Annotated in this window: 12 protein-coding genes; 9 read left to right on the top strand and 3 right to left on the bottom strand. The window is 64.1% G+C overall.

Translation table 11 applies throughout. From position 1 onward, the window contains the following. Both purB and Q0O95_RS11390 read right to left on the bottom strand, forming a co-directional pair. Positions 1-1,261, bottom strand: a 1,261-nt coding sequence (purB, locus tag Q0O95_RS11395; RefSeq protein ID WP_293698662.1) for an adenylosuccinate lyase, incomplete at its 3' end; no start/stop codon positions are given. Next, a complete protein-coding gene (locus tag Q0O95_RS11390) occupies positions 1,258-1,809 on the bottom strand; it encodes a low molecular weight protein-tyrosine-phosphatase (RefSeq protein ID WP_293698663.1) in 552 nt (183 codons plus the stop codon). The genes purB and Q0O95_RS11390, both read right to left, overlap by 4 nt. Before the next feature lie 118 nt (positions 1,810-1,927). Between Q0O95_RS11390 and Q0O95_RS11385 the strand changes: the two genes are divergently transcribed. The 4 genes from Q0O95_RS11385 (at position 1,928) to Q0O95_RS11370 (ending at position 5,071) form a co-directional block, all read left to right on the top strand. After that, the gene (locus Q0O95_RS11385) at positions 1,928-2,173 is read left to right on the top strand and encodes a hypothetical protein (protein ID WP_293698660.1); all 246 of its coding nucleotides are present in this window, start codon (positions 1,928-1,930) and stop codon (positions 2,171-2,173) included. After that, the gene (locus tag Q0O95_RS11380) at positions 2,170-3,582 is read left to right on the top strand and encodes a hypothetical protein (RefSeq protein ID WP_293698659.1); all 1,413 of its coding nucleotides are present in this window, start codon (positions 2,170-2,172) and stop codon (positions 3,580-3,582) included. The genes Q0O95_RS11385 and Q0O95_RS11380 overlap by 4 nt, the downstream gene beginning before the upstream one ends. 51 nt (positions 3,583-3,633) lie before the next feature. After that, complete coding sequence (locus Q0O95_RS11375; RefSeq protein ID WP_293698656.1) at positions 3,634-3,987, top strand: hypothetical protein; 354 nt, start codon at positions 3,634-3,636, stop codon at positions 3,985-3,987. Between the two features lie 232 nt (positions 3,988-4,219). Then, positions 4,220-5,071 carry a DUF559 domain-containing protein gene (locus Q0O95_RS11370; protein WP_293698653.1) on the top strand — a complete coding sequence of 284 codons (852 nt, stop codon included), beginning with the start codon at positions 4,220-4,222 and terminating at the stop codon, positions 5,069-5,071. A 76-nt stretch (positions 5,072-5,147) separates the two neighbouring features. Here the strand turns inward: Q0O95_RS11370 and Q0O95_RS11365 are convergent, their stop codons facing one another. Further along, positions 5,148-5,552 (bottom strand): phage holin family protein, encoded by a 405-nt coding sequence (locus Q0O95_RS11365; RefSeq protein ID WP_293698650.1) that lies wholly within the window; start codon positions 5,550-5,552, stop codon positions 5,148-5,150. Between the two features lie 63 nt (positions 5,553-5,615). On the opposite strand from Q0O95_RS11365, the gene Q0O95_RS11360 reads away from it, so the two are divergent. From Q0O95_RS11360 to Q0O95_RS11340, 5 genes are all read left to right on the top strand, one after another. Beyond that, the gene (locus Q0O95_RS11360; protein ID WP_293698647.1) at positions 5,616-6,674 is read left to right on the top strand and encodes a histidinol-phosphate transaminase; all 1,059 of its coding nucleotides are present in this window, start codon (positions 5,616-5,618) and stop codon (positions 6,672-6,674) included. Continuing rightward, positions 6,671-7,774 carry a thiamine pyrophosphate-dependent enzyme gene (locus tag Q0O95_RS11355; protein ID WP_293698645.1) on the top strand — a complete coding sequence of 368 codons (1,104 nt, stop codon included), beginning with the start codon at positions 6,671-6,673 and terminating at the stop codon, positions 7,772-7,774. The genes Q0O95_RS11360 and Q0O95_RS11355 overlap by 4 nt, the downstream gene beginning before the upstream one ends. Next, complete coding sequence (locus Q0O95_RS11350; protein WP_293698643.1) at positions 7,771-8,748, top strand: alpha-ketoacid dehydrogenase subunit beta; 978 nt, start codon at positions 7,771-7,773, stop codon at positions 8,746-8,748. The genes Q0O95_RS11355 and Q0O95_RS11350 overlap by 4 nt, the downstream gene beginning before the upstream one ends. A gap of 10 nt (positions 8,749-8,758) precedes the next feature. Continuing rightward, positions 8,759-10,045: a dihydrolipoamide acetyltransferase family protein gene (locus tag Q0O95_RS11345; protein WP_293698640.1), complete on the top strand. Its 1,287-nt coding sequence runs from the start codon at positions 8,759-8,761 to the stop codon at positions 10,043-10,045. Positions 10,046-10,079: 34 nt separating this feature from the next. Then, the coding region (locus Q0O95_RS11340; RefSeq protein WP_293698637.1) for a TIGR02206 family membrane protein at positions 10,080-10,786 on the top strand (707 nt) is incomplete at its 3' end.

Here is a 10,786-nt window from a genome sequence, read left to right as displayed (position 1 = left end):
CATCCCGGTCGACGCGCTGCCCCCGCGTGAGGTCCTTCAGCAGGGCGTACGGATCGGTGATGCTCGAACGTCCTGCGAGCACCTCTGCCCGGATGACCGTCTGAATCGCCTCGGCGAGCACCTCCCAGTTGCCGTCGAGGTCGGCCTGCAGCGACTCCGCGCTCACGCTGAACTCGCCGAGGCCCTTCGAGAGATTGTCGAGGGCGAGCATCGAGTGGCCGAAACCGACGCCGATGTTGCGCTGCGCCGATGAGTCGGTGAGGTCGCGCTGGAGCCTGCTGGTGACGAGGGTGGAGGCGAGCGAGTCGAGGATGGCGCTCGCGAGTTCGAGGTTCGCCTCCGCGTTCTCGAAGCGGATCGGGTTGATCTTGTGCGGCATCGTCGACGAGCCGGTCGCGCCCTCCACCGGAATCTGTGTGAAGTACCCCATCGAGATGTAGGTCCAGACATCGGTGGCGAGATTGTGCAGGATGCGTCCGGCGTGCGAGATGCCGGCGAAGAGTTCTGCCTGCCAGTCGTGCGACTCGATCTGGGTCGTCAGCGGGTTCCAGGTGAGCCCGAGCCCTGCGACGAACTCGTTGGCGAGTGTCGGCCAGTCGGCGTCGGGATGCGCGATCCTGTGCGCCGAGAACGTTGCGGTTGCCCCCGCGAACTTGCCGAGAGGCTCGACGCTCGCGACGCGATCGCGTTGACGGCCGAGGCGCCAGGCGAACACCGCGAACTCCTTGCCGAGCGTCGTCGGCGTCGCCGGCTGTCCGTGCGTGTGCGAGAGCATGGGTTGCTCTCGGTGCATCTCGGCAAGAGACCGGAGTTGAGCGATGACGCCGTCGAACTTGGGCAGCCACACATCCCGCACGGCAGCATGAATGGTCAGGGCGTACGAGAGGTTGTTGATGTCCTCGCTGGTGCAGGCGATGTGCACCGCCTCCGACAGCGCTTCGAGGCCCTGCACGCTGAGGCGTTCGCGAACGAGATACTCGACGGCCTTCACGTCGTGCCGCGTGACACGCTCCTTCTCGGCCAACCAGTCGATCTCTGCCTGCCCGAAGCCGGCGGCCCACGCGCGCAGTGCCCGGGCATCCTCCTCCGACACTTCCTGCGTGCCGAACAGCCCGTGGCGTGCGCAGAACAACAGCCACTCGACCTCGACGTGCACGCGCGCACGGTTGAGCCCCGCCTCGGAGAGGTGGTCGCCGATGGGGCCGATCTGCGCTGCATAGCGGCCATCGAGCGGCGAAACGGGCTGAGGGGGGAAGGTCATGAACGCTCCAGGTGTTGTTTCTCGGGTGGCCGCGGCGCGGAATTCGGTGAACGCAGGGCAGGCTCGATCTGGCTGAAGAGCTTCTCGCAAGCAGACTCGATCTGTCGCAGCACTTCGGTGAAAAAGGGCTCATCGGAATAGTACGGGTCTGGGACATCCCTGATGTCGGCTTCCGGGTCGAAGCGCATCAGGAGCTTCACTCGAGAGCGGACGTTCTGCGACGCCATCGCCTTCAGCGCTCGCTTCTGCCCCTTGTCGAGCGCGACGACGAGATCGAACAGCTCGAGCCAATCGGGCTGAAACTGCTTTGCTCTGTGATCGCCGAGATCGTAGCCCGAAGCTCGTAGCGCTCGCTCGGTACGCGGGTCAGCGGTCTCCCCGACGTGGAAGTCGCCGATCCCGGCGCTCTCGACCGTGACTCGGTCGGCGAGCCCCGCGCGTGCTGCGATGTGTTTCGTCACGGCTTCCGCCATGGGCGATCTGCAGATATTGCCTGTGCAGACGAACACCACGCGAAACCGCGAGGTGTCGGTGAGGAGGCGCGTCATGCTCACGGCTCTATTGTGGCAGCTTGGCGCGCCTCACACGCCCTTCCTGACACACTTCTTTCCACAGCCCGGCGAATTGGGTGTGCGCCGGCCGACCGGTCTTCGGCATCCTCGTCGCATGACCCAGATCCTCTCACCGACACCGGCAGCGGCGGCCGAGCTCGACTACCTGCGCACCGTGCTCGATCGCAGCCACGGCAGGCTCGTGCAGGCCGCGCAGAATATGCCGGTCATGGCGGTTGATTGGTTCGGCCCGGCCAGCGAGGCGTGGCGAGCACGCGCCGACGAGTTGCGCAGACGCATCGAGTTCGTCCAGCAGCGGGCCGGCCGAGCCGCGACACTTGCGAGAGAGCTCGAATCGTGACGGGCTACGGATCCAGTGACGATGCCCACCGCGTGCTCGCCCGAGCCATCGATAGTGCGGTGGAAGAGCTTGCGCTCGCGAATACGGATGCGGGGCTTGCGCCGTCCGCGCGAGCGGCCGCTCCCGCCGACCCCGTAGCGATCACCGTCGACGACTACGTTGCCGAGATCTGCTCCGAGTTACCGCGGCTCGTGCTGGAGCTGCGGACGTTCTCGTCGCTGACCTACGCGGTCGGGCTCTCGTACAGCAATCTGGAAGACGCGCTGCAGAACGGCTTCTCTTCCCTCACCGAATCGGCGTTGTACCTCCTCGGCGTGCTCTCCCGGCCGTTGCTGCTGGCCGCCCTCGGTGCCGGGCTCCTGTTCGGGCCGAGCCTGTTCCTGCTCAACCAGCTCACGCAGAACCCCGCCGTGCGCTCGATGCTCGAGCTCATGCTCGCACCCGTGCGGGGCCAACTCGAAACGTTGCTGCAGAACCTGCAGAACGCCTACGGTCCATACCTCGAGCAGCTGCTGCTCGACCCCACGGTCCTCGACATGCTGGGCTACGGCACCCGCGGTATCGACGACTTCCTTGCCGGGCTGCTGGGAGCCATCCCGTTGAGCTCGATGAGTGACCAGGATGCCGTGACGCTGCTGACAATGCTGATCCTTCCCCTGCTGGCCAACGGCCACAAGCTGGGTTCGGACCCCGTGACCCCCAGGGAGATGACGCACGAGGAGAGCTTTCCAGAAGAGCCGTCCGAGCCGGTCACGACCTACAGCGAAGGCTTCGAGCAGATCACGTCGCAGGACAGCGACATCGTCATCCTCACCTTCGAACTCCCCGACGGGAGTCTGCACCACCAGGTCTTCGTGCAGGGCACTCAGGACTGGTCGTTCGGAGACGGCGACTCGGGCTTCGACTCGATTTCGAATGTCGAGAACGCGGCAAGCCACCAGAATCTGTACGGGAGCGCGCAGGGTTTGGAGCAAGCACTGCTCGATGCGGGCATCGACCCGAACGATTCGATCGACCTGTTCGGATATTCGCAGGGAGGAGCAGCGGTCGCCCTGGTTGCGGCCAACGGCAACTTCAACATCTCGAGCCTCACGACCTATGGCGCTCCGAGCGGACTGATCGTCGTACCGGAGGAGATCGACTGGGTGCAGCTGCAGAACGATCAGGACATCGTGGCGAATGTCGCCGGGATGTCGCAGCACGAAACGAACGCGACCGTCATCGAGATGTCGCCCGACATCAACCCGCAGTCGATCGGCGATCCGCATCTGCCGCCCGCGTATCGGCAGGCGATCGACGAGCTCGAGGATTCCGGCGATACCGTGAGCCTCGGCCAGATCCAGCGACGAGAAGAGCGACTCGACGGTGCGGTGGTCGTGAACAGGAGAGCTTACGAACTCGACCGATAGCCGCGGATCGTGGCAGAGTGGGATGCGCAGCATGCCGACTTGGAGGGGCCTGTGAACGACAAGAACCTTGACTACGAGCAGTTGATCGAATTGAGCGGCAAGATCGGCGACATTCTGGCAACGCCGGAGGATTTGACGCCGCAGCAGCAACAGGAGCGCCTTCGTGCATTGAATCTGCCCTCGCAGGCAGACCTCGAGGATCTGCAGCGCACCTATGAGCAGCGGTGGGAAGAAGCCCAGGCGGACCTGGAGTCGCGGCTTTCCGCGCTTCGCAACAAGACGCAGGCGATTCTGGAGGATATCGAGGATGACGAGGAAGAAGAGCCCCCACCTCCTTCACCGGCGTACGGCACCGAAACGGCTGCAGACACCGAGCAGATCGAGAACGACCCCGAGCATCGATAAGTCGGCGGCGGACCGTGTCACGAAAAGTTGATCGTGCCGTTGCAAATGAACCGTTCGGTCAATATTTCGTGACGTTTCACCGCATGGTCAACATTTCGTGACGTCCGTGCCGGCCGCACAGGTAGGACCCTGCCCGTTGCATGAGCTGTTGGTTATTCACAAGCGATATTTGTCCACAACCCGTGCGTGACCGTCAGCGCTCGAGCCCTGCGGTGAGGGATCATCCCTGTTCATGGAGAAACTACTGGCTGACATTCAGGCACTCGGATCTGCGGCGACCCGCTCGCAGTTAAGAACCCTCGGCTGGTCGCATCGTGCGATTCGCCAGGCAGTCGCCGACGAACGTGTGATCGCGTTCACGCGAAGCTGGGTGGGGTCAGCGTCTACTCCGGCCTTCATCGCACTCGCACTTGGGATGCGCGGGCTGGTCGGAGGCGCAGCAGCGCTACGTACATACGGTGTCTGGGTCGCGGAAACACCGCATCCCGTAGTTTCGCTTCCACGCAAACGGGCACTCCCCACTATTCCCAGCGGTGTCGGGTACTGCCGCGGGGATGGGGACGCGGATGCGCGATTTCCGTGGAGGGTCGGTGTCGTCGAGGCGCTCGCACAGTACGTTCGCTCAACCCGGGAGTACTGGGCGGTTGCCGCTGTTGACAGCGCGCTGAACAAAGGGGTCATCACCAAGGATGATCTTGGCACGTTGGCCTCATCGCTCAACCGGGAACAGCGACGTTGGCTGCGGAGAGTGAATCGGAGGGCAGAGTCGGGTCTGGAAAGCATCCTCCGTTTGGCTTGCCTCGATCAAGGGTGGACAGTGGAAGTGCAGGTGACAGTTCCCGGGGGACGTGTTGATCTCGTTATCAATGGCTGGCTGTTTATAGAGATCGACGGTTCCGAGTTTCACGATCTGGCTGAGCAGGCGAAGAAGGACCGCGCGCGAAACAACGTGATCGTACGCATGGGGTACCGCTGGCACAGATTCGGCTACCGGGACATCCGGCACGATCTGGATCGTTCGATAGAGACGATCAGGAGGATTCTTCGGCAGGGCTCACCGACCGTCCGTGTCACGAAAAGTTGATCGTGCCGTTGCAAATGAACCGTTCGGTCAATATTTCGTGACGTTTGACCGCATGGTCAACATTTCGTGACGTCGCTCAGCGCTTGCGCTGGCGGCGCTTGCCGAACACCGGGCGCGTGATCATCGTGATGATGCCGGTCGTGAGCGAAATCAGGAACGCGCCGAGTATGCCCCACCAGTAGTTGTCGATGTAGAGGCCCCACCCGAGCGCCTCGGACACCCAGTGAACGATCATCAGCAGCAGTCCGTTGACGAAGAACGAGATGATCCCGAGCGTAAGGATGTAGAGCGGGAAGGCAACGATGCGAATCAGATTGCCGATCGTCGCGTTGATAAAACCGAAGGCGAACGCGACAGCGAGTGTCGTCAGAGCAACCTGCCACCAGTCGGACCCGAAGCTCTCGACCTCCAGACCAGGGAGGATGAGGCTGACGAGCCACGTGGCGACGGCGGTGAACACGATTCGCAAGAAGAAGCGCATGGGAACATTCTCTCACCTGCAAATATGCTGCGCATAGAAGGTAGGAGGGCTTAGCCTGGTTTCGTGCCAGTACGAATCCGTGAATCCATCGAACAGCTGCCGGCGTACCGGCCCGGCAAGCCGGCGCCCGCTGATGCGCACAAGCTGTCGAGCAATGAGAATCCCTTTCCGCCGCTCCCGGCAGTCATCGAGACGATAACCGAAGCCGCCGGGTCGATGAACCTGTATCCCGTCCCGGATGCTCGCAGCGTGCGCGATGCTCTTGCCGGGCAGCACCAGGTGGAAGCCGATCGCATCCTCGTGACGCACGGTTCCGTTATGGGCCTCCAGCAGTTGATTTCCGCGGTCACGGAACCCGGCAGCGAAATCGTGTATGCCTGGCGATCATTCGAGGCGTATCCGCTGCTCGTGCAGATGGCAGGAGGGACGTCGGTGCAGGTGCCGCTGCGCGACGACTGCTCGCACGATCTCGACGCCATGGCGGATGCCGTGACCGAGCGCACGCGCGCGGTCATCGTCTGCTCTCCGAACAACCCGACCGGCAACATTGTCACCCAGACCGAGTTCGATGCGTTCGCCGACCGAATCCCCGACGATGTGCTCATCATGCTGGACGAGGCATACATCGAATTCGTGCAGGAGGAGACCGTGGACGGCCTCGCCGCGCAAGCGGATCGCGAGAACGTAGTCGTTCTGCGGACGTTCTCGAAAGCCTACGGTCTGGCCGGGCTCCGGGTCGGATACACGATCGGTGATCCTCGTATTCTTGCAGCGGCATCCAATGCGGTGGCGCCCTTCTCTGTGGATGCGCTGGCACAGCGGGCGGCCGTTGCGGCACTCGACAACGCCGGAGAGGTGTTTGCGCGTGCCGAGTCGATCGCCGACAGGGCTGCCGAGATTCATGCGGCACTCGCTGAACGCGACGTGTGGGTTCCGAAGCCGCACGGCAACTTCGTCTGGGTCGGCACCAACGAGCGCCAGGCGGAGCTGGTACCCGAGATTCTCGAGTGTCATCGCATCGTTGCGAGACAGTTCCCAGACGGCGTGCGCATCTCCATCGGCACCGAGCAGGCGACAGCGCCGATCATCGCCGCCGCCGCCGAGATCGCGGGGCGTGCATGACGCAGACGCGACTTCTCGACGTCGACGGCAGCGAGATTCGCAACACCGACAATGAGCGGTGGTGGAGCGTCGCCGACGACCTGACGGACGAGCAGCACGTCGAGATGCTCCGCAGCATGGTGCTGACGAGAGCCTTCGACACAGAGGCCGGCAATCTGCAGCGACAGGGAAAGCTCGGCCTCTGGGTGCCGTCGATCGGCCAGGAGGGCGGCCAGGCAGGCGTCGCTTTCGCCATGCGCGACCAGGACACCCTTTTCCCGAGCTACCGGGAGCACCTGATGGTGCACCAACGCGGCGTGCGCTTCGAACAGATCGTCGACATTTTTCGCGGAGCAACGCACGGCGGCTGGGACCCTGCCGAAACGCGAGGCGCCCGCCTCTACTCGCTCGTCATCGGAACGCAGTCGCTCCACGCGACGGGCTATGCGATGGGCGTGCGCTTCGATGGCGCGAGCGGAACCGGTGACCCGGAGGCGGACGAGGCCGTCGTCGTCTGCTACGGGGATGGCGCATCCAGCCAGGGTGATGCGAGCGAGGCGCTGATCTTCGCTGCCAGTTACGAGGCCCCCGTGCTGTTCATGGTGCAGAACAACAAGTGGGCGATCTCGGTGCCCTCGAGCGTCCAGTCGCGCACGTCGCTAGCGCAGCGCGCGAGCGGGTTCGGAGTCTCGGCCGCTTCGGTCGATGGCAACGATGCGCTCGCGAGCTACGTCGTCAGTCGCGCCATGCTCGATGCGGCTCGCTCGGAGAACGCCCCGCAGTATCTCGAACTCGACACGTACCGCATCGGCGCTCACACCACGAGCGATGATCCGACGAAGTACCGCAGCAGCGACGAACTCGAATCGTGGAAGCGCAGGGACCCGATTGAGCGGATGCGCGGCTTCCTGCGCGCTCGCGGCATCGGCGACGACGTGTTCAGCGCCATCGATACCGAAGCGAAAGATGTCGCAGCCGAGATTCGCCGCCACACGCTGGGCGCATCGACACCGTCCAGTGACGAGATCTTCGATTTCGTCTATACGGATGCGAACGCCTCTCTCGAGGAGCAGAAGCTCGCGCTCGCCCGATTCGAAGCAAGCTTCGGAGGTGACGAATGACCGAGCAGCTGCCTATTGCGAAGGCTCTGAATCTCGCGATGCGAGACGCCATGGCCGCTGACGACAGCGTGCTGCTCATGGGTGAGGACATCGGCGACCTCGGTGGCGTCTTCCGTGTCACCGACGGCCTCAAGGCCGAGTTCGGTACCGGACGTGTGCTCGATACGCCGCTTGCAGAGGCGGGCATCATCGGCACGGCGATCGGTCTCGCCATGCGTGGCTACCGGCCGGTGTGCGAGATCCAGTTCGACGGGTTCGTCTACCCGGGGTTCGACCAGATCGTGTCGCAGCTCGCGAAGATGACCAATCGGCACAGGGGTCGTCAGGCATTTCCCGTCGTGGTGCGCATCCCGCACGGTGGTCACATCGGTGCCGTCGAGCATCACCAGGAGAGCCCCGAGGGTTACTTCGCGCACACCTCCGGTCTGCGGGTCGTCGCGCCCTCGACCGCGAACGACGCCTACTGGATGATGCGACAGGCGATCGAGTCGAACGATCCCGTGATCTTCATGGAGCCCAAAGCGAAGTACTGGGCGAAGGGTGAAGTCTCGACCGAGGGGGCTCAGTACGCGCTGCACGAATCGGTTGTCGCGAAGCAGGGCACGGATGTCACCCTGATCGGCCATTCGGCGATGGTGCACGTCCTGATGCAGGCCGCTGCGATCGCCGAGAACGAGGGGGTTTCGTGCGAAGTCGTCGATGTCCGCTCGCTGAGCCCGCTCGATTACGAGCCGCTCGTCGAAAGCCTGCGGAAGACCGGCCGATGCGTCGTCGCGCAGGAAGCGCCGGGGCACGTGTCGCTCGGGTCCGAGATCGCCGCGACACTGCAGGAGCGCTGCTTCTATTCGCTTGAGGCGCCCGTTATGCGTGTTTCGGGGTTCGATGCACCGTTCCCGCCCGCGCAGCTGGAAGCCGTCTACCTGCCGGACGCCGACCGAGTACTCGACGCCGTCGATCGTGTGATGGCCTACTGAGGAGGATCCCGTGCCTGACTTTCTGCTGCCCGACCCCGGTGAGGGTTTGACGGAGGCCGACATCGTTTCGTGGAAGGTCGCCAAGGGCGACACCGTGAGCGTCAACGACGTGATCCTCGAAGTCGAGACCGCGAAGTCGCTCGTTGAACTGCCGAGCCCGTTCGAGGGCGTCGTCGAAGAGCTGCTGGTCACTGAGGGCGAAACGGTGCAGGTGGGCGCCCCGATCATCCGGATCTCCGGTGACGAGAGCGAAGACACCGAGTCGGCCGCTGCGGATACCGAGCAGACGATCACGCAGGAGGGCGACGGCGCGGTGCTGGTCGGGTACGGGGTGCGCGACGCGCCCTCGACGAGGCGCCGCAAGCCGAAGACGGTGCAGAACCCGCCTGCCGCATCCAAGCCGGAGGTGCCGAAATCGATGCCCGCGGCCGGCGCAACGCCGGTCATCGCGAAACCCCCTATTCGCAAGCTCGCGAAGGACCTCGATGTCGATCTGCGGAATGTCGAAGGCACCGGCATCGCGGGCGAGGCGACGCGGGACGACGTTGTGCGCGCCGCCGAGCAGGCCAGCGTGTTCAAGAACCTGACGACCCCGGAGTGGAGCGGCGGACGCGATGAGCGCATCCCCGTGAAGGGCGTCAGGAAGGCGATTGCGAAGGGGATGGTCGATTCGGCCTTCACCGCCCCGCACGTCTCGGTGTTCGTCGACGTCGATGCGACGCGCACGATGGAGTTCGTCAAACGACTCAAAAACTCGGTCGACTTCGCCGACGTGAAGGTGTCGCCGTTGTTGATCGTGGCGAAGGCCATCCTGTGGGCGGTGCGCCGTAATCCGAACGTGAACTCCACGTTCACGGGCGAGGAGCTCGTGGTGCACCACTACGTGAATCTCGGTATCGCGGCCGCGACACCTCGCGGTCTGCTCGTGCCGAATATCAAGGATGCGCAGGACCTTTCACTGCTCGACCTCGCGAAAGCCCTCGAGCACCTGACCGTGACGGCGCGCGACGGCAAGACCCAGCCCGCCGATATGCAGAACGGCACGATCACGATCACCAACATCGGCGTCTTCGGCATGGACACCGGCACACCGATCCTGAACCCGGGCGAGACCGCGATCATGGCGCTCGGCACGATCAAGCAGAAGCCGTGGGTCGTCGATGGAGAAGTGCGCCCGCGATTCGTCACGACCGTCGGCGGCTCGTTCGATCACCGTGCGATCGATGGCGACATCGTGAGCAGGTTCGTGGCGGATGTGGCTTCTGTGCTGGAGGAACCGGCGCTCCTGCTCGACTGAGATGCTTCACGCTCCGGTTCCTTACACTTGATGAATGGCGGCGGCGCTGACAGCGGCTGACGCCCCGGCGCTGTTCGGAGGTGTCCACACCGGGCTGCTCGCGCTCACGGTGCTGCTGGCCGTGCCGGTGATCTGGGGACTGCGGCGGATGCGCAAACCTGCCACGAGGGACGCGACGGCTCGTGCCGCCGGATGGGTGCTGATGGTGCTCTCGGTGCTCTACATGGTGTGGCTCATGCTGCCTGCGAACTGGGATCTCGAGCGATCGCTGCCGCTGCATTACTCCGACGCGCTGCGGCTCGTTTCGGCCGTCGCGCTGATCTGGCAGCCGAAGTGGGCGATCGGCATCAGCTATTACTGGGGGCTGACACTGAATACGCAGGCGATTCTGACGCCGCACCCGAGTTATCTCGTGGGCCCCACCGTCGGCTTCCTGTTCTACTGGGTGCTGCATATCGCCGTCCTCCTCACATCGCTTGCGCTCGTTTGGGGTCTCGGTCACCGCCCACGGTGGCGCGACTACGCCGTCGCCTACTGTGCGGCGCTGGCGTGGGGCGCTCTCGCCATGACGTGCAATGCGCTGCTCGGTACCAACTACGCGTTCTTGAACGGGCCGCCGGAGGGTGCCTCGCTCATCGATGCTCTGGGGCCCTGGCCACTTTACGTTCTCTGGCTCGCCGTTGGGGCGGCCGCCGTATGGGCGCTCATGACCTGGCCGTGGACGCGGCGACGCGAGCGCCG

It is taken from the genome of uncultured Agrococcus sp. (assembly GCF_945915485.1).
Taxonomy (GTDB): Bacteria; Actinomycetota; Actinomycetes; order Actinomycetales; family Microbacteriaceae; genus Agrococcus.
The sequence above is the reverse complement of the archived record's forward strand: the minus strand, read 5'-3'. Positions and strand labels throughout refer to the sequence as shown.

What these genes read in the sequence shown, in the direction of transcription:
- Q0O95_RS11385 (WP_293698660.1), top strand. Translation starts at nt 1,928, where the DNA reads ATGACCCAGATCCTCTCACCGACACCGGCAGCGGCGGCCGAGCTCGAC.
- Q0O95_RS11350 (WP_293698643.1), top strand. Translation starts at nt 7,771, where the DNA reads ATGACCGAGCAGCTGCCTATTGCGAAGGCTCTGAATCTCGCGATGCGA.
- Q0O95_RS11355 (WP_293698645.1), top strand. Translation starts at nt 6,671, where the DNA reads ATGACGCAGACGCGACTTCTCGACGTCGACGGCAGCGAGATTCGCAAC.
- Q0O95_RS11370 (WP_293698653.1), top strand. Translation starts at nt 4,220, where the DNA reads ATGGAGAAACTACTGGCTGACATTCAGGCACTCGGATCTGCGGCGACC.
- Q0O95_RS11390 (WP_293698663.1), bottom strand. Translation starts at nt 1,809, where the DNA reads ATGACGCGCCTCCTCACCGACACCTCGCGGTTTCGCGTGGTGTTCGTC.
- Q0O95_RS11365 (WP_293698650.1), bottom strand. Translation starts at nt 5,552, where the DNA reads ATGCGCTTCTTCTTGCGAATCGTGTTCACCGCCGTCGCCACGTGGCTC.